The 17,882-nt window shown below is 51.1% G+C and carries 16 protein-coding genes; 3 read left to right on the top strand and 13 right to left on the bottom strand.

Going from position 1 to position 17,882, the window contains the following annotated elements; all coding sequences use genetic code 11:
• Positions 1-9 precede the first annotated feature (9 nt).
• Positions 10-3,099 (bottom strand): AAA family ATPase, encoded by a 3,090-nt coding sequence (locus DFR62_RS13255; protein ID WP_121300829.1) that lies wholly within the window; start codon positions 3,097-3,099, stop codon positions 10-12.
• Positions 3,096-4,259: an exonuclease SbcCD subunit D gene (locus tag DFR62_RS13250; RefSeq protein WP_121300828.1), complete on the bottom strand. Its 1,164-nt coding sequence runs from the start codon at positions 4,257-4,259 to the stop codon at positions 3,096-3,098. Before DFR62_RS13250 ends, DFR62_RS13255 begins: the two co-directional genes overlap by 4 nt.
• A 128-nt stretch (positions 4,260-4,387) precedes the next feature.
• On the opposite strand from DFR62_RS13250, the gene DFR62_RS13245 reads away from it, so the two are divergent.
• Positions 4,388-4,609 carry a transcriptional regulator gene (locus DFR62_RS13245; RefSeq protein WP_121300827.1) on the top strand — a complete coding sequence of 74 codons (222 nt, stop codon included), beginning with the start codon at positions 4,388-4,390 and terminating at the stop codon, positions 4,607-4,609.
• A gap of 66 nt (positions 4,610-4,675) precedes the next feature.
• Positions 4,676-5,116: a YtoQ family protein gene (locus DFR62_RS13240; protein WP_121300826.1), complete on the top strand. Its 441-nt coding sequence runs from the start codon at positions 4,676-4,678 to the stop codon at positions 5,114-5,116.
• A gap of 829 nt (positions 5,117-5,945) precedes the next feature.
• Here the strand turns inward: DFR62_RS13240 and DFR62_RS13235 are convergent.
• The 11 genes from DFR62_RS13235 to DFR62_RS13185 all read right to left on the bottom strand — a co-directional run bounded on the left by DFR62_RS13235 (position 5,946) and on the right by DFR62_RS13185 (position 17,092).
• Complete coding sequence (locus DFR62_RS13235; protein WP_121300825.1) at positions 5,946-6,254, bottom strand: DUF4870 domain-containing protein; 309 nt, start codon at positions 6,252-6,254, stop codon at positions 5,946-5,948.
• A 70-nt stretch (positions 6,255-6,324) separates the two neighbouring features.
• Positions 6,325-7,308, bottom strand: a complete 984-nt coding sequence (locus DFR62_RS13230; protein ID WP_121300824.1) for a zinc-binding dehydrogenase — start codon at positions 7,306-7,308, stop codon at positions 6,325-6,327.
• Positions 7,305-8,246, bottom strand: a complete 942-nt coding sequence (locus DFR62_RS13225; protein ID WP_121300823.1) for an ArsA family ATPase — start codon at positions 8,244-8,246, stop codon at positions 7,305-7,307. The genes DFR62_RS13230 and DFR62_RS13225 overlap by 4 nt, the downstream gene beginning before the upstream one ends.
• 24 nt (positions 8,247-8,270) lie before the next feature.
• The gene (locus DFR62_RS13220) at positions 8,271-8,534 is read right to left on the bottom strand and encodes a cory-CC-star protein (RefSeq protein ID WP_101189361.1); all 264 of its coding nucleotides are present in this window, start codon (positions 8,532-8,534) and stop codon (positions 8,271-8,273) included.
• Positions 8,535-8,652: 118 nt separating this feature from the next.
• Positions 8,653-10,395 carry a carbon starvation CstA family protein gene (locus DFR62_RS13215; protein ID WP_121300822.1) on the bottom strand — a complete coding sequence of 581 codons (1,743 nt, stop codon included), beginning with the start codon at positions 10,393-10,395 and terminating at the stop codon, positions 8,653-8,655.
• 90 nt (positions 10,396-10,485) lie between these two features.
• On the bottom strand, positions 10,486-11,412 hold the full coding sequence (locus DFR62_RS13210) for a ketopantoate reductase family protein (RefSeq protein WP_121300821.1): 927 nt from the start codon (positions 11,410-11,412) through the stop codon (positions 10,486-10,488).
• A gap of 15 nt (positions 11,413-11,427) precedes the next feature.
• Complete coding sequence (locus tag DFR62_RS13205) at positions 11,428-12,402, bottom strand: MBL fold metallo-hydrolase (protein ID WP_121300820.1); 975 nt, start codon at positions 12,400-12,402, stop codon at positions 11,428-11,430.
• Positions 12,399-13,373 (bottom strand): quinone oxidoreductase family protein, encoded by a 975-nt coding sequence (locus tag DFR62_RS13200; protein ID WP_121300819.1) that lies wholly within the window; start codon positions 13,371-13,373, stop codon positions 12,399-12,401. The genes DFR62_RS13205 and DFR62_RS13200 overlap by 4 nt, the downstream gene beginning before the upstream one ends.
• A gap of 12 nt (positions 13,374-13,385) precedes the next feature.
• Positions 13,386-15,149 (bottom strand): acyl-CoA dehydrogenase family protein, encoded by a 1,764-nt coding sequence (locus DFR62_RS13195; protein WP_121300818.1) that lies wholly within the window; start codon positions 15,147-15,149, stop codon positions 13,386-13,388.
• Positions 15,150-15,202: 53 nt separating this feature from the next.
• Entirely contained in the window at positions 15,203-15,976 is a 774-nt protein-coding gene (locus DFR62_RS13190) for an SDR family oxidoreductase (protein ID WP_121300817.1), read from the bottom strand.
• A 153-nt stretch (positions 15,977-16,129) separates the two neighbouring features.
• Positions 16,130-17,092 (bottom strand): threonine ammonia-lyase, encoded by a 963-nt coding sequence (locus DFR62_RS13185; RefSeq protein ID WP_121300816.1) that lies wholly within the window; start codon positions 17,090-17,092, stop codon positions 16,130-16,132.
• Between the two features lie 147 nt (positions 17,093-17,239).
• Here DFR62_RS13185 and DFR62_RS13180 point away from each other — a divergent pair, with 147 nt between their 5' ends.
• Positions 17,240-17,803, top strand: coding sequence for an SLOG family protein (locus tag DFR62_RS13180; RefSeq protein ID WP_121300815.1), 564 nt, complete (start codon positions 17,240-17,242; stop codon positions 17,801-17,803).
• Positions 17,804-17,882: the final 79 nt, after the last annotated feature.

Here is a 17,882-nt window from a genome sequence, read left to right as displayed (position 1 = left end):
CGTTGCTCGTCATTTCAATTGAAAACGTGTCTGGCTGATGCCTTCTTTCGTCTTTTCCACTTCCAAAATCGCAGGAATCGCCGCTTTCAATTCCTGGACATGGGAAATGACCCCGATCATCCGTCCCGATTTCTGCAAGTCGACCAAAGTCTCGATCGCTTTATTCAAAGATTCTTCATCCAGCGAACCGAAGCCTTCATCAATGAACATCGTTTCAATCGATACATTGCCTTCAAAGCTTTGAATGACATCGGCCATTCCGAGCGCCAGGCATAGGGAGGCATTGAATTTCTCCCCGCCGGACATCGTTTTGACGTCGCGCGTCTGGCCGGTATAGGCGTCGTATACGTCTAAGCCGAGGCCGCTTTGTTTCCCGCGCGCTTCCTGCCGGTCGCTTCTCGTCAAATGAAATTGCCCATTCGACAAATGTTTCAGGCGTTCATTTGCCGCTTCCAAAATCTGTTCCAAATACTCAATCTGTAAATACCGTTCGAAGGATAGCTTCACATCGTTCTGGCCGCGGATCGTATCGTAGAGGTCGACGATGCGCGCGAACTCCGCTTCGGCCGCCGCTTCTTTGGCAGACGCATCGGAGACTTCATCAAAGAACGCTTGCGCTTTTTTCTTATAATCGTTGGATGTATTCAACTCGGCAAGCGCCTGCTCGTAATCCGCTTTCAATTCGGCAAGTGCTTGCTCCGCATCCGACACGTCAATACGGCCACGTCCGTCGAGCGCGCTTTCGAGTTCTGCCGTTTGCCGCTCTGTCGTGTGGCGGTCTTGTCTGTACCGCTCAATTTGCGTTTTCAATTCTTCGTAGCGGGATGCTTCCAGTTTGGCCTGTTGATAAGCTTCCTTCGTAGCGAACGCGGATTTCACGAGCGCTTCCTCAAAACGGCTTTCGGCATGCGCACGCTTTTCTTGCAGTTCTTGCACGGACTGCTTGCTATGACGAAGCGATACAGCCGCTTCCGACACTTGCCGTTCGGCTTTTTGGAGGGCATCCTGCGCACGTTGCCAAGCCGCTTCCAAGCGGTCTTTCGTTTCCTGCGCTTTTGCGGTCTCTGTTCGAAGCGACCCAAGATCACGCAGCGCTTCGGGAATCGAGGTCAGCTTACTTTCCAGAACCGCTTGTGCCGATTCATGCGCAGAACGTTTTTCTTGCGTGCTGTGCTGGGCTTCCGCTTGCTGTTTCTTCAATCTTGATAACTGGTCTTCCATCTCTACGAATGTCGCTTTGCGCTTGCGCAGCTGCTCCTTATCAGACTGCAATTGCTCGAGCTCTCCAGTTAATGAATGCTGTTCAGCCCGTATCGTCTCCAATTGCGCTGACGCTTGTGCAGCAGCAATCGACATGTCGTCCAGTTCCTCGCGCTTCACTGCCGCCTGCTCATGAACTGCGGCTTGTTCCGCTTCCGTTTTACGGAATTTTTGCTCGCTTTGCGCCAACACTTGCTTGGCCTGTTCCATCGCTTGCTGGTCCACTGCTGCAGAACTGCCCAGCTGTTTTGCTGGGTGGTCGAGGCTGCCGCAAACGGGGCACGCTTCGCCGTCGTGCAGATTCGATGCGAGCAGCGCTGCCTGATTGGCAAACCAATCATGTTCCATCGTTTGATAGGCTTTTTGCGCTTGTTCAAAATTCGCCTGATTTCCCGCTGATTGCTCGGCCAAACCTTCGAGCTTTTGCTCCAAGCGAAGATATTCCGCCAAGACGCGCTGTTGTTCCGCCAATCGGTTCTGGCGGTCCCGCTTTTCGTCGAACTGCTCCAGTCTTTCTTCCAGTTGTTGAATGAATGATTTCGTTTGCGCCAGTTGTTGCTCGGCGCTTGCTGCTTGTTCATCCGTTCTTTGCAATGCCGTTCTGGCGTGAATGGCAGCTTTCTCCAATTGCTGGACAGCTGCACGCTGTTGTTCCAGCTCCTTTACGCCTGCTTCCATATCGATCAGGCGGATCAGCGCTTGTTGTGCAGCTTGACGCTGTTCATGGCGGTTTTCTTCTTCATCTTTCACTTGCTGCGCCTGCCGCTTCATTTCCTGGGCTTTCTGTTCAGCCGTCTCGGCACGACGCAATTCTTCGCGTTTTTGGCGTTCATTGGCTACAAGATCCAGCACCTGCTCTTCCAAGCCAGTGATCATGCCCGCTTGATCGGCTGCTGTGACTTGCTGTTCCCATTCTTTGACCGCCGGCAGTTGTTCTTCGAGTTCCTGCAAATGGCGCTTTTTCGCTTCTAATTCGTCGAAGCGCCCATTCCAGCCTTTCGCTTCGTGGAACTCGGCCATTTTTTTATTGTGGAAATCATAGGATTGCTGATAGCGCTCCTGCAGGCCAATGCTTTCCGATTCATAATGGCGAATTTCCCCTTCAAGCCCGGCGAGTAATTGGCTGCGCTGGAAATCGCCTTGTGCGAACACTTCAAAAAGAGCTGATTCACGCTGCGGCAAAGAACCCGCAATCGCCTGCACTTGCTCTTTGTAAAGCATCTGCTGCGCTTTAAAACGGTCCTGCGCCTCTTCTTTTTTGTGCTTGAGTCGCTCGGCAACCAAGCGGTACGGTTCGGTGCGGAAAATCTTCCGCAAAATCGCTTCCTTATTATCTGTTTCAGACGTCAATAGCTTGCGGAATTCCCCTTGCGGCAGCATGACGATCTGGTTGAACTGAGAGAAAGTCAGCCCGAGAATCTCCTCGATGCGCCGATTGAGCTCCGAGACGATTTGCCGCTCGACACATGGCTTTTCGCCCGCATCGGTCAATTCGAAAAATTCATAGCGTTCACCGGTCGCGCTTTTATTGCCTTTTTTCACATGGCTCATCTGGCGCAGGATGCGGTAAGTGGTGCCGTGCACTTCAAAGGTCAATTCTGCCGAAGTATGGACCGAATCCTTGGCGAAATCGCTGCGCAGGTTTTTCGGTTCACTGCGGTCCGAGCCGCTTGCCGAGCCGTAGAGCGCGAAACAAATGCCGTCGAAAATGCTGGTCTTGCCGGAACCGGTGCTGCCTGAGATGACAAATAGGCGATTGCCTTCCAAGTCTTCAAAATTAATTTCTTCACTGTCACGGTATGGGCCGAATGCCGTCAGTTTTAATTTGACCGGTTTCATGACTTCACCTCTTCCCGCTCAGAATCTGCTTGCAGGAATTCCTGCAACACGTCGCCGAACAGTTCAGCCGTTTCCGCAGACGGTGCATCTCCTTTTACTTCTTCATAGAAAGCGTTGAATAATTGCATCGGGTCCATTTTCCGCCGGCTGCCGATGGTCGATTCACCGGCTTCTTTTGCGAACGTTTTGCGCTGTACGTGCATCGCGTTCGGATACACCGAGCGCACTTTTTCCATCGGATACAAAACGGGCGTCTCATCGAGCAAGGTAACGAAGACATAATCGTCGCTTCTCTCATGCTCCATAATTTCCGCGATGGTCCCTTCCACTGAACGCATATCGCGCTTCGCTATGAATAAGCGCTTGTCGACCGTGACAGATCCATCTGCAGCTAACTCAACCACATGGAAACCTTTTTGATGGTGTTCTTCCGATATCGAATATTTCAATGGCGACCCTGAATAGCGGATCGTTTCATTCAATACATAATGCGCTTTATGCAAATGGCCGAGCGCTGTGTAATGGAACGGCTGGAAATGCTGCGCGCTGACGTGTTCCGCCCCGCCGATCGCAAGCGGCCGTTCGGAATCGCTCGTATTGTCTTCCTGTTCTCCGCGAGGCGTCACGAACGCATGGCCGACGAAGACATGGCGCGCTGAGGGATCCATTTCAGCGGAAATGCGTCCGGTCATCGCTTTCATCGCATCGTCATGTGTTTTAATGTCCGGATCGTCAAAAACATGGCGCACCATCAACGGATCCGTGTAAGGTACCAGATGGAAATGCACTTCTCCCGCTTCATCGCTCAAAACGACCGGATCGAATTCAGGCCGGATCGGGCCCGCGATATGGAGGCCGTTGCTTTTCAATGCGCGGCTCCCGAAATCAAGCCTTCCCGGGCTGTCATGGTTTCCTGCCACGGCAATAACCGGCACCTTCATATCCAGCACGATTTTCGCGAGTGTATCGTCCAGCAAACGCACCGCTTCTGTCGGCGGCACGGCACGGTCATATAAATCCCCCGCAATAACCAGTGCATCGGGACGCTCCTGTTCGATTGCTTTGATCAATTGGTCCAGCACAAATCGCTGGTCTTCTGTCATATGTACGCCCTGCACCAATTTCCCGAGATGCCAGTCAGCGGTATGGATGAATTTCATGAAAAGCTCCCCTTTCTTCTATATAAAAGAATATACGTTCGTTCCATTATACACGATTCATTTCACTTGTTTCATTCTCCTGCCCGGTATATAATGAGAACAAATGTTCTTATCCGAGGAGGGTTATCATGAAAGCGCAACTTCTAAAAGCATTCAAATACCGGCAATTGATCGACATGATGTATATCGCAAATGACGGTACCATCAGCAAACGCCGCGTCAAAATCCTGAAAGTCAGCGGTGATTCGTTCCAAGCTTACTGTTTTTTGCGCCGCGAGAAGCGCCATTTCAAAATCAGCCATGTGCTTTCATGCATGCCCGTCCGCACGAAAGAACGCCAAATTGTCTGAATCCTTTTCCGACTCTTACTGCTTTATGCTACACTAAGAGGAAATGGAAAATGGAGGATGAGACTCATGAGATTAACCGTTTACCTTGCCGGCGAAATTCACAGCTCCTGGCGCGAAGAAATCAAAAAGAAATCCTTGGCGCTCGATTTGCCAGTCGATTTCGTCGGGCCGATGGAAGACCACGACCGCTCCGACAATATTGGCGAAGAGATCCTTGGCGAACAGCCAAGCGCCATCTTCAAGGATGCCGCAGCATCCAGCTTCAATAATTTGCGCACGAGCGTGTTGATGGAAAAATCGGACCTCGTCATCGCCTTGTTCGGCGAGCAGTACAAGCAGTGGAACACAGCGATGGATGCAAGCGCCGCATTGGCAAGCCATAAGCCGCTCATCGTTATCCGCCCTGAAAAATTGCACCATCCGCTAAAAGAGCTATCCCAAAAAGCGAACGCCACCGTCGAAACTTGCGACCAGGCGATCAAAGCATTGTCTTATATTTTTGAATAACAAAAAGTGCAGCGGCTTAAGCCGTTGCACTTTTTTTAGATGTGTCATTCATTGTTGGGTGCTTCTCTGAATAGTAGCTTCCCGGATCGAGCGTTAACGAAGATAGCTAGAATTTTTGTGTGTAAATGTTTGGGTGTTTGCTTTAAGCTTCATCTTACTATTCGCCGCCCGGCTTTGGGTTGGCCTTTGGCAATAAGCCAGGGAGAGCACCTGTCTTATTGCGTCGGCTCACCCTTGACGCTCGGCGGCTTAAAGGTTTCGTTGTGTGCAGACTACTTAAGCAAATCTTCTTCTATATTCAGTTACCAGCTAGCGGGGGAATCGCTTCCCGAGATGGTGCGTCTGACAAGCCGCTAATTGAGCAAGTTAAATTTATGGGTTTGTTTTGTGGATGAAGACACGTGACCCTTCATTCTTCTACCTGTTTGAAGCAAGCTATATAATAAGATGAATTTCTACATTTCATTTTAAAGGAGCTGAAGAAATGATTTTCCCCTCTAAAGCTAGAGACGGAGTGGAAGGGGACTGACTCCTGAGGGACCGCGCGGGCTGGCGAGACAAATGTGCCGTGCACTTAGCGGCACATTGGCTCAACACCCGCCCCTCGGAAAGCAGCCCCCTGTAACGCAGTCGAAAAGCGGAAGCTTTTCTACTCACTTTCCTATACTATACTCTTCACGTAGTCCGAGCTATATGGGGTGTTCGATTGGAGCGCAATCCCCCATATAAAAATTACTACTTCCCCTCTCTCGTACTTCACACACTTGATTCCACAAAAAAACCGCCGAAAAATATTCTCGGCGGGTTTTGTGATGCTGCTTCTATTCCATTACTGGTACCATGCTCCAACTACCGGGTAGTCGTAAGGCTCGTTGTTCAAGGCTTTGATGATGGCGATGATCGGCACGATGATACCAATGGCGCCGAACAACAGCAAGAGCGGGAATCCGATTAAAACCACCGTCAGTAAGCTTGATACAAAAATCAATGCACTCATGACCAATTGGAACAATAAAGCTTGAATCGATAGTTTCTTCACTTCCTGATCGGCCGAAAGAATAAAGACAATCACCGGGACAAGAAACGGAAGGAAAAACGCACTGGCGTGGACGAGTATTTTCATTCCTGTGTTCTCCATTAGGTTGACCTCCAGTCAAATTGCTTTCTTACCCTTATATACGGCCGATGATCAAAAAAGTTTCATTTTTTTATTCGGAAGCACGCAAAACTACTTTGCCGAACTGCTTGCCTTCCGCCAAATAATCGAACGCTTCTTGCGCTTCCTCCAAGGAAAAGACGCGGTCGACGACAGGATGGGTATCGTGCTGTTCGATGTGCTGGATCATGTCACGCAGTTCCTCGCGGCTGCCCATTGTGGAGCCGAACAATTGATATTGCCCGTAGAAGAAGCTGCGCAAATTGAAATCGACATTATCAGCGGTCGTCGCACCGAAAATGACGATGCGCCCACCTTTTTTCAATACGTCGAGGGAACGGTTGAACGTTGCACCACCGACGCTGTCGATGACGAGGTCGATCGTTTGGCCTTCGAGTTCCTTGACCCAATCGCTGTCGGTCGGAATGGCGATGTCAGCGCCGATTTCTTTTGCCTGGGCAAGTTTGTCTTCACTTCTTGAGGTAACGATGACCGTCGCACCAGCGTTTTTCGCAAACTGAATCAAAAACGTCGCGACGCCACTTCCTGCGCCCGGAATGAACAGAGTATCGCCTTTTTTCAATTGCCCTTTCGTGAACAAAGCACGGTACCCGGTCAAAGCAGGCAAAGCGAGCCCAGCTGCTTCTTCCCACGATAGATGGGCCGGCTTTTTCTCGAGCTGTTCTGCGGAAATGGCGATTTTTTCAGCGAACGTCCCGTGATCCGGCATCCCAAGGATATCGAAGCCTGCTGGCGGGGCGTCACTGTTTTCATCCCAGCGCAGTGCCGGGTTGATGATCACTTCGTCACCCACCTCAAAAGCCGTCACGCCTTCTCCGAGCGATTCGACAACGCCCGCACCGTCTGATCCGATAATCAACGCTTCCGGGTTGTCCCCGTAGCGCTTCAACAGGCCAAGGTCGCGGCGGTTGACGCCTGCGTCGCGGATTTTCACGACTACTTCTCCTGGCTGCGCTGTTGGTTCGGGCATGTCTTTTAGTTTATATTGTCCTGCTTCCATTACGAATGCTTTCAAACTGCGTCACCCTCCTGAAAATGTTGGCTGAATTGTTCTAGCTGTTGCTTGCTGATGATGTCTTGCGAAAACAGCGGAATATACAATAGCTGCTGTTTTGGGAATGTTTCTTTAATCATGTCCATATACTTGGTTTCATGCTTTTTGCGTTCCTGGAAAAACGCGCCTTCCACTTTTTCCGGGAGCACTTTATTGATGATCAAGGTTTTCACGTGGAGATGGTATTTATCCAATAGTTCCAGTGCTTTTTTTGTCTCCAAAATCGGCAGGCGCTCCGGATTCAAGACGAAAACGAAACCGGTTTGCTTAGCGTCGAGTAAAATATCGCGCGCTTTCGAGAAGCGTTCCTGACGTTCGCGCAAGACATCGTAAATCGGGTCTTCGCGCGGTTCGCCATCATTCAACAGCGCCGTATAATTCTCATTGGTTTTGCGGCGCTTATCAAGCAAACCTTCAATCCATACGCCCATCAGCTCCGGCAGCGATAACAGCCGGATTGTGTGCCCTGTCGGCGCCGTATCGAACACCAGCTTGTCGAAATGCTGGCGCTCCTCGAGAATGATGTGGATCAGTTTGTCAAAAAGCGCCGCCTCATCCGCTCCAGGAGAGGCTTTTGCCGTATCGAGCTGGCGGTTCACTTCTTCCATCATGCTTGTGTGGACCGTCCCGCGGATATTGTTTTTGACGCCTTTGATGTAATTTTCCGTCTCGATTTCCGGATCGATTTCAAGTGCGTATAAATTGTCGGCGATTTCTTTTGTGCGGCCGCCGATTTGTTCGTTGAAGATATCCCCGACATTATGAGCGGGGTCAGTAGAGACCAGCAAAGTCCTGTACCCCGCTTTTGCGGATTGCCAGGCGATGGCTGCAGCGGATGTCGATTTGCCGACACCGCCCTTGCCTCCGACAAAAATAATGCTTTTCGATAACACGTCCATGCCATTCCCTCGTTTCGTTAAATATCAGCAGCAACGGATTCCAGACAGCGGGGATTTTTCCATTCCCATACGCAAATGCCAGTCGTGGAATTCTTCGATCATGTACGGATAAAGCTCGAGCGTGTAGTAATAGACCGGATTCGGGATGCCGAGCATTTCCGAATACAGCATCAATAAGAACAAATCGTCTTCACTTCGGAGTTCCCGTGCGATTTCCGTTCGGTGCGGATGTTCCAAGACAGCCTCATACCAGTCGATTAGTTTTTTCAGTTTGTCGCTGATCGGCATAATGGCACCTCTTCCTGAAAAAAGTACAAGGGATCATGAATATGATCCCTTGGCATTTCCTACTATAAATAATGAACGTTCTAATGGCGGCAGATTTCCTGCACCTTCTGTAAAGCCATTATTTCAAATCTTCATCCGAAAAGCCAGGATTTGATTTACTCATGAGCGCCTGTGCAGCCGTCAAGATGATCCATAAAGTGAACACGAAAATGATGGCCCCGAAGACAAACAGCAAGGTATTCGACCCTTCATTGTACCAAGCCCATTGCAGGAACACCTGCTGGAACATGGCCCATAACGTCATGAACATCAAGAACACCATCGGAATAATGGTGATCATGTAATTTCTTCCGAGCTTGCGCAGCCAGATCGAAATCAACAGCAAGCTGATCCCGGCAAGCAGCTGGTTGGAAGTCCCGAACAGCGGCCATAATAAGTAGCCGCCGGAACCGAATCCGTTCGGCCCTTCCGGCAAGATGACAAGCGCCATGCTCGAAAGCACCGCAATCGACGTCGCAACGTGCTTTTTCTCAAGCTGCGGCACTTTGTATTCCACGCCGAGCTCTGAAATGATATAACGCATGAGGCGGACTGAAGTATCGAGTGTCGTGGCAGCGAACGAAACGACGATGATCGAAACGATCGTCGAAGCGACCGAGCCCGGTATCATCAAACCGGAAGCAAGGATGGTCGCACCTTCAATGAAGTTTCCAAGACCGGCGCCGCTTGCGTCAGCAAAGCTGCTGTAAGAAGCACTGAATGCGGCACGGTCAGGGAATAGCGTGATGACGGCGATGATCGAGATCAACGCGAGCACGCCTTCACCGACAGCTCCCAAATACCCGACAAAGCGTGCATCTGTTTCTTTATCCAACTGCTTCGATGAAGTGCCGGAAGAAACGAGTCCGTGGAAACCGGAAATCGCACCACAAGCGATAGTGATGAAGAGCAATGGGAACCAAGAGACATCTGCGCCTGGGTTGGTTGCCGGAGCTGTGATTTCAGGATTCGTGAACAATAGCCCAAGATACAAAATTGCAAGGCCGACGATCAATTGGTGGGAGTTGATGAAATCACGCGGCTGGAGAAGTTTCCAAACGGGCAAGGTGGATGCGATGTAGACATAAATCATCAACACGACTATCCAGATGAAGAACGCGCTGGAAATCGCGCCAAGCCCGAATAAGCCGGCGCCTTCTTCCCCGCCCATATAGCGGACAAGATCGATTTGTAAAAAGTCTACTTGGCTGGAAATGACTGCTGTCCCGTACATGATTGCAAGCGCTATCAAAGAAGGGATAAGCATTTTCATATTTCGCTTGTAAGCAGCGTAGCCGATCCAAATCGCAAGTGGAATTTGGATGAATACCGGAATGACGCTGGCCGGATACGAGATGAATAAATTCGCGATGACCCAAGCGAATACCGCATTGACCATGAGAACCAAGATTAAGATGATAAACAAGAACAACACTTTCCCGCGCTGGCCGATCAAGCGGTGGGCGAGCGTCCCGACGGATTGCCCTTTGTTGCGGACTGACAGCGCAAGCGTCCCGAAGTCATGGACGCCGGCTGCGAACACCGTACCGAAGACGACCCATAGGACCGCTGGCAGCCAGCCCCAATAAACGGCGATGGCCGGCCCGAGAATCGGTGCAGCCCCTGCAACCGATGTAAAATGATGTCCCCATAAGACGAACTTATTGGTCGGGACAAAGTCGACGCCGTCTTTGTAACGGTGGGCCGGTGTCACGTAATTCGGGTCGAGCTTGAAGATCTTTTCTGCTACGAATTTGGAATAAAACCGGTATCCGAGAACGAATATAAATAACCCCATAGCAGCTAAAGCAATTGCATTCACATTTCCCAACTCCCTTTTGTCTTTTTTGAAATTTCTGCACGTCTTGTTTAATCATAGAGGAGTAATTTAATATTGTAAATGTTCTGTTTTTTATTTCTTTCTATTGTTATTTTCTTCATACAGTTTCAGCTTCGTATAAACGGTCTCGAGCACTGGCACCGGAACATCGGCTTGCTGGGCTTTTTCAATGAGATGCCCTTGCAGATGGTCGGCTTCAATGCCCTGGCTTTTCTCCATATCGCGCTGCATCGATGATTTCATGCTGTCGTCCATGCTGTTCACTTTGTCGAGCTGGATGGCGGCAATCCCTTTTTTGATTGGCGCGTCGATTGCCATCATGACCGCTTCAAGTTCTTCGAGCAGCGATTGGATGGCAGATTGGCCGGACGGCAGCTTGCGGATCGGGCCGATGGGCGATTCCATGAGCGAGGTGATGCCGGACATCGCCGTGATGAACATGTATTTATGCCACATGTCTTGATCGATATCCTCACTCAAAACAAATTCCGCTTTCGTTCCATCGAAATGCATTTTCAATTTGTCGATGCGATCTGTCCTTTCGCCTCCCCGTTCCCCGTAAACCAATTGATGAATCGGGCTCGTCTGGACAATCGAACCGTCTTCGGCAATGGTTGTCTCGATAAAGCATAAGCCGCCGATTACCGCTTCCTCCCCGAATGCAGAGATGAGCTGTTCAACGTGCGCAATGCCATTCAGCAGCGGCAAGATCATCGTCTCTTCGCCGACAAATGGACGGATGTCTTCGATGGCTTGTTCAAGCTGATACGCTTTCGTCGATAGCAGAATAATATCGAACGGCTCGGCTTGCATCGTTTTCGTCAAAAGAGCCGGCTGGAGATGCAGATCTCCGTGCCGGCTGTTGACGCGTAAGCCTTCTTCTTCAATCTTTTTCTTGCGTCCTTCCCTGACCAAAAATGTTACGTCTTCCCCTTTTTCCAGTAAACGCGCACCGAAATAACCTCCGATGCCTCCTGCTCCTACCATCAACATTCTCATCCTGACACATCCTTTTTAAATTTGTTTATAAATCCAGCGCTCCGCTTCCATCACCCGTTCGCATCTGCCCTCGGCGCGTAAATATTCAAGATGCGCCAAAGTTTCCCCAACTGCAAAACGCATTTCATGGACTGTCAACGGCCGGTCGAATAAACGCTCGCGCACTTCAAAAATCGTCAGCGGTTGTTCAAGCATCCGCCAAGTCGCATCCAAACGTTCCTCGTGATGGGCAAGCAATTCATCGATTCGTTTGTTAGCCCCTTGGAACGCTTCGCCATGCGATGGGATGACCCATTCCACATCCAGTTCACGGATTTTCTCCAAAGAATGCATATACGTCATAAGCGGATTCGGGTCGCCGTGAAACCAATAGGAAATATTCGGCGTGATACGCGGCAAAATATGGTCCGCCGCCAACAGCGTATTGTGCTCGCGTTGGTAAAAACACACCATGCCATCCGAATGTCCTGGCACGAACAGCACTTCATAATCAAAGCGGCCGATGCGCACTTTTTCCCCTTCCTCGAAATGATGATCGACTTTCGGAAGCGGGGAAATGAGCGGTCGAAAGGCTCTCGTATTGTCCGCCATTTCCTGCGACGCTTCCTGTGGGATGCCCGCTGCCTCGTAATAGCCTGGCAAGGCATTCAAAAATGCATCATCCCACGATTTCATTCCTGCGTCCGCATCGATTTTGCTCATCGACAGCCGTGCGCCGGTCTTTTGCTGCAATCCGCCTGAATAGCCAAAATGATCGGGATGGTAATGGGTCAGGAGGATCTGCTCCACCTTGTCATCCCCGATTTCCTGCTCCCACAACTCTCTCGAAGCGTCATTGTTCAACCCGGTATCGATAATCGTCCAGCCATCCTCCCCTTTTGCCATGAAGCAATTGACGTGGTTCAGCCTAAACGGCAATGGATGCCTCACGAGCTTCAATTCAAGTTTGTCAAAAAGCTCTTGGGTTTCGGCTTGTTGGACGTCGTTCATGGCTTCAGCACCAACTTCCCGATCGTTTTGCGGCTTTGCAGCAATTCGTGCACATCAGCGGCCTGTTCGAGCGGATACGTGCCGCCGATCGTCAATTTCAATTGCCCGCTATCCATATATTCGAGTAACTCCTGAAAGCTTTTCTGGAATAATTCCGGTTTGCGCATGATCTGCGGCAGGAAAAAACCAATGACTGATTGATTGCGCTTCATCAATTGACCCGGCGCGAATGTCGCTTGCTCTCCGCTTGCCGCACCAAAAATGACCAATCGCCCGAACGGCGCCAAGGTCTTCAGCGTATCGTTGAAGACGCTGCCCCCGACCATTTCAAGCGCCAGATCGACGCCTTTGCCTTCAGTGATTTCTTTGATGCGCCCTACCCAGCCATCTTCGCTGTAATTCACCAAATGAGTGGCGCCCATCTTCTCGGCATGGAACAGCTTTTCTTCCGTGCTCGCCGTAGCGATGATTTTCCCGGCACCAAAAAGTTTCGCGAGTTGCACGGCAATCGTCCCGACGCCTCCGGCAGCAGCGTGAATCAATACCGTTTCGCCCGGTTCCAAACGGCCCATCGTTTTTAAAATATGGTAAGCGCTCAAGCCTTGAAGCGGCAATGCGACAGCTTCTTCAAAACTGACGCCTTCCGGCACCGGCGTCAATACCTGCTCCGGAATCGCCACATATTCAGCGTAACCCGACGATTCGATCAAGGCGACGACGCGGTCGCCCGTTTTGAAACGCGTGACGCCCGCTCCTGCTTCGACGACCACTCCCGCCACTTCAGAGCCCGGAATATATGGCAATTCGGTCGGCACGACATATTTCCCTTCACGTCTTGCCGTATCGGCATAATTGACACCTGCCGCTTTCACTTCAATGAGCACTTCATGATCTTTCGGTTTTGGTTGTTCCGAATCGATATATTGGAGCACTTCCGGGCCACCATATTCCTCGAATTTCACCACTTTCATCTCGTTTCCCCCTTAGCTGATATACTGCCCTGCCTGATAAATCGTTTGGGCCAATTGGCGTTTAGCTGCAACTGTCCCGCCGCGTTGCAAGCGGCTGAGTTCGTCGGTCGCCATCGCTGTATAGTGCGCCAGTTCTTCTCCTTCCGTCATGCCTTGGAGTATTTGACGCGCCGTCATCTCGCTTTCGAGCAAGGCATCATCGATAAACACTTGGGTCATCTCCACTTTATGCTGAGCTTTGTTTTCATCCTGTTCGAGCGCTTGCTGCGTCCGCGCGACGGCTGATTCGGCGGCATACAAGCCAATCGCAAGGTCGGCGAGTTTCAAAAGCGCTTCTTGCTGCTCCCCGATCCCTGGGCCGTAAGATTTTGCGGCCAGCCCGAGCATACTGAGGAAGACGCGCCGCATCGCCCGCACGGCTTCCGTTTCGCGGGCAAGCGTTCCGATATACGGCACTTCCGGCGTCTGCATTTCTTCAACTGCTTGCGTCGCTGCTGCTTCCAGGTCAAGCGCGCCTTTTGAGGCAGCTTTCAATACATTGCCCGGAACGAGCAGCCGATTGACTTCATTCGTGCCTTCGAAAATGCGATTGATGCGTGAATCCCTGTACACTTGCTCGATTTTGTATTCCTGGATATAGCCGTAGCCGCCGAACAACTGCAGGCTCTCATCCGCGACGAAATCCAAGGTTTCTGAACCGTATACTTTGCAGATGGCGCATTCAGCGGCATATTCCATCATCCGCTTGGCGATCAATCCGTGGTCCTGCGATTCATACAATCCGCCGAGCGCTTCTTCAAGATAGCCCGCGGTCCGGTATTGCAACGATTCCAAAGCGAATATGCGCACAGCCATCTTCGCCACTTTCTCTTGCGTCGCCGAAAACTCCGAGATGGCGCGATTAAACTGCTTGCGCTCCTGCGTGTAGCCAAGCGCCAGCGACAAACTGAATTTAGCAGCGCCCATGCAGGCCGACCCTAAATTAAAGCGGCCGAGATTCAGGACGTTCAATGCCACAAGATGGCCTTTTCCGACTTCTCCAAGCACGTTTTCCACCGGAACTTTACAATCTTCGAAAATAACCGGGCGCGTCGAGGAACCTTTGATGCCCATTTTCTGCTCTTCAGGCCCGAGCGATAAGCCAGGATGTTTCTTTTCGACGATAAATGCCGTGAACGCTTTGCCGTCCACTTTCGCATAGGTAATGAAGGTATCGGAAAACGCGGCGTTGGTGATGTACAACTTCGAACCATTCAGCAAATAATGCGTCCTTTCTTCATTCAGCACCGCAGTCGTTTGGGCAGCTAAGGCATCCGAACCCGCTCCCGGTTCTGTCAGGCAATACGCTCCGATAAATTCGCCGCTTGCAAGTTTCGGTAAATAATATTGTTTCTGTTTTGGCGTGCCGAAATACGTGATGGGCAAGGTCGCGATGCATGTATGGTTGGAATGCGCCACGCCGTATCCGCCTGCCGGTCCGAGCGATTCGCCGACCAGCCCTTTGCTGATTTTATCGAGCCCAAGCCCGCCGTAAGCTTCCGGAATGCTGTGCGCGAGCAAGCCAAGTTCTCCCGCTTTGTGAAAGAGCTCCTGGACAAGTTCAAAATCCTGGCTCTCCAGCCGTTCGTTGTGCGGGTGCACTTCTTTCTCCAGAAACTGCTTCGCTGTTTTCGCAATCATTTTGTGTTCATCGGTAAACTGTTCAGGTGTAAAGATCGGACCCGCGGCTTTTATCAAGAAATCAGCGCCCCGGTATACATTCGCCTCAGCTTTCATCTTCTCCGTCCCCTTTGTTGTTCAAATATGTATTGCATCCAGTGGCCGATTCCTTACATGGCGTGCATGCCGCCGTCGACCATCACGACATCGCCCGTCACGTAATCCGATGCTCTCGCTGCCAGGAATAAAGCCGCGCCTTTCAAGTCTTCGTCTGTCCCGAAACGGTTTAACGGCGTCCTCGCCAGCAAGCCTTGCTCGCCGTGCTTCATCACGTCTTTCGACATTTTCGTCGGGAAGAATCCAGGTGCGATAGCGTTGACCTTGATATTATGGCGCCCCCATTTCGCCGCCAAATCTTTTGTAAATGTGATGACCGCGCCTTTGCTTGTATTGTAGCCGATTGCATCCATCAGCTGCGGGTCGATCCCCCCGAGCCCTGCGACCGAAGCGATATTGATAATCTTTCCGCTATTTTGGGAAATCATCACTTCCCCAACAGCCTGGCTCATAAGAAACGTGCCAGTCACATTGACCGCCATCACTTTATTCCATGCTTCAAGCGGCATCTCTGACACAGGCGCTCCCCAGGAAGCCCCTGAATTGTTTACGAGGATATCGACCGTCCCGAACGCCTCGACAGTCTTCTCGACAACATTTTTAACGTCTTGTGGATTGGTGACGTCGCAAGCGAGCGCCAAAGTTTTCACGCCCTTCGCTTCGAGTTGCTTAGCGACTTCCTCGCACGCTTCCACTTTGCGTGAACATAGCACCACATTGGCACCGGCTTCCGCAAATCCTTCTGCAATCTGTGCACCAAGCCCCCTGCCGCCTCCTGTCACGATTGCTGTCTTTCCGGTTAAATCGAATAAATCCATTACTGGCATATTGCTTCCCCCTTCATTATAAATACCGACTAGTCGGTATGTTCAGAATACTTAAACTTTATGTTACCGTTTTCATCGCCATTATGCAATCGCCTACCCGCGCCAAAAAGCCGAGCCCCATCACAATCAGGGCTCGGCTCAAAGCAATTCGATCTATTCATTTTCAGGAGCGTTCAACAGCGCCGCAAAACGCGGGAGGTCGACATTGCCGCCTGAAATCACTGCGATGATGGTTTGATCCGCCGTGCCTGCTTTGCCCGACATGATGGCCGCTGCGGCAACTGCCCCTGAAGGTTCCACCAGCTGCTTCGTGCGGACAGCGATATCGCGCATCGCTTCAATGATTTCCTGTTCTTCCACCAACACCAGCCCGTCGAGCAACTCGTTTACAATCGGGAAGGTCAAGTCGCCGGGCTGCGAGGTCCGTAAGCCGTCGGCAATCGTTTCGGTCGGGCCGATCGCTGTAATCTCTCCCCGCTCCAAAGATAAGGCCGTGTCATTCGCAAGCGCCGGCTCTGCGCCGATCACCAATACATCCGGACGCCGTGCTTTCACTGCCGTCAAGATGCCCGAAATCAATCCGCCGCCGCCGACAGGCACCACGATGACATCGGCATCCGGCATTTGTTCGACTATCTCTAAGCCGACTGTTCCTTGTCCAGCGATGATGTCACGATGGTCATACGGGGGAATGTAGACGCCACTCAGTTGGTTCGCCAGCGACTTGGCATGCGGAATCCGCTCCGCTGAAGTCGTGCCGCAATATTCCACCCGTCCGCCATATGCTTTGATCGCTGCGACTTTTGCCGGGCTTGCGTCCGTCGGCACGACGATAACAGAGGAGATGCCGAGCTCGTTGGCCACATAAGCGACCGCTTGTCCGTGATTGCCGGAAGAAGCGGCCGTTACGAGCGTCGCCCCGTTCGATACGGCATTCGTCACAGCATTCGCCGCCCCGCGAATCTTGAACGAGCCCGTCTTCTGCAAATGCTCGGCTTTAAAGAACACTCGGCGCTCCCATTTTTCCTGGAGCGACTGTGAATGCACAATCGGCGTTTTATGGATGATGTTTTGAATGCGGCTTCTTGCCTGCTCTACCTCTTCAATATTGGCCACTGATCTCACTCCTTTTTTCGTTCAGCTTACCATAAAGCGAATATTCAGTTACACAAAGACTGGTAATGCAAACGAGCCGTGCATTCTCCATAATGGAAGAAAATGCGTTAAACTGATAACACTGATTTGCATAAAGGAGGAGACGATATGCTCAAACGCTTAGTCATCACCGGCTATAAACCACATGAGCTCGGCATATTCGACGACAAGCACGAAGGGGTGCGCTTTATCAAGAAAGCGCTCGAAAACCGCCTGCGCGCACTGGTCGACGAAGGGCTCGAATGGGTGATCTTGAGCGGCCAGCTGGGCGTCGAAACTTGGGCTGCTGAAGTGGTGATCGAATTGCAGGAGGAATTTCCACAGCTGCATTTCGCCATTCTTACACCTTTCGAGGACCAGGAGAAAAACTGGGACGAAGCGAAACAGGAAAAATACGAATTCCTGTTATCCCAAGCCGATTTCCACCGCAGTTTGACGAACAAGCCTTATGAGGCACCGTGGCAGTTTGTCGAGAAAAATAAGTTCTTCCTCCGAAATTCCGACGGCATCCTGCTGATTTACGACGAGGAAACGGAAGGCTCGCCGAAGTTCATCAAACAAGAAGCCGAACGCTATGCTGAAAAGAACGAATACGACATCCTCATCATCTCGGCCGATGATCTGCGCATCGTCGCGGAAGAGGAACAGCAAAACGAATGGAACGGCTGGTGAATGACTCCCTTGCGCAATCTGTGCAGGGGATTTTATTATCCTCATTTTCCCAAATAAGAATATCAAATCACAAGTTTTT

The sequence above is a fragment of the Planococcus citreus genome, assembly GCF_003664125.1.
Lineage (GTDB): Bacteria > Bacillota > Bacilli > Bacillales_A > Planococcaceae > Planococcus > Planococcus citreus.
This window is presented reverse-complemented; position numbering and strand designations above follow the sequence as displayed.

What these genes read in the sequence shown, in the direction of transcription:
- DFR62_RS13200 (WP_121300819.1), bottom strand. Translation starts at nt 13,373, where the DNA reads ATGAAAGTGGTGAAATTCGAGGAATATGGTGGCCCGGAAGTGCTCCAA.
- DFR62_RS13250 (WP_121300828.1), bottom strand. Translation starts at nt 4,259, where the DNA reads ATGAAATTCATCCATACCGCTGACTGGCATCTCGGGAAATTGGTGCAG.
- DFR62_RS13240 (WP_121300826.1), top strand. Translation starts at nt 4,676, where the DNA reads ATGAGATTAACCGTTTACCTTGCCGGCGAAATTCACAGCTCCTGGCGC.
- DFR62_RS13220 (WP_101189361.1), bottom strand. Translation starts at nt 8,534, where the DNA reads ATGCCGATCAGCGACAAACTGAAAAAACTAATCGACTGGTATGAGGCT.
- DFR62_RS13195 (WP_121300818.1), bottom strand. Translation starts at nt 15,149, where the DNA reads ATGAAAGCTGAGGCGAATGTATACCGGGGCGCTGATTTCTTGATAAAA.
- DFR62_RS13180 (WP_121300815.1), top strand. Translation starts at nt 17,240, where the DNA reads ATGCTCAAACGCTTAGTCATCACCGGCTATAAACCACATGAGCTCGGC.
- DFR62_RS13210 (WP_121300821.1), bottom strand. Translation starts at nt 11,412, where the DNA reads ATGAGAATGTTGATGGTAGGAGCAGGAGGCATCGGAGGTTATTTCGGT.
- DFR62_RS13255 (WP_121300829.1), bottom strand. Translation starts at nt 3,099, where the DNA reads ATGAAACCGGTCAAATTAAAACTGACGGCATTCGGCCCATACCGTGAC.
- DFR62_RS13205 (WP_121300820.1), bottom strand. Translation starts at nt 12,402, where the DNA reads ATGAACGACGTCCAACAAGCCGAAACCCAAGAGCTTTTTGACAAACTT.
- DFR62_RS13225 (WP_121300823.1), bottom strand. Translation starts at nt 8,246, where the DNA reads ATGGACGTGTTATCGAAAAGCATTATTTTTGTCGGAGGCAAGGGCGGT.
- DFR62_RS13245 (WP_121300827.1), top strand. Translation starts at nt 4,388, where the DNA reads ATGAAAGCGCAACTTCTAAAAGCATTCAAATACCGGCAATTGATCGAC.
- DFR62_RS13190 (WP_121300817.1), bottom strand. Translation starts at nt 15,976, where the DNA reads ATGCCAGTAATGGATTTATTCGATTTAACCGGAAAGACAGCAATCGTG.
- DFR62_RS13235 (WP_121300825.1), bottom strand. Translation starts at nt 6,254, where the DNA reads ATGGAGAACACAGGAATGAAAATACTCGTCCACGCCAGTGCGTTTTTC.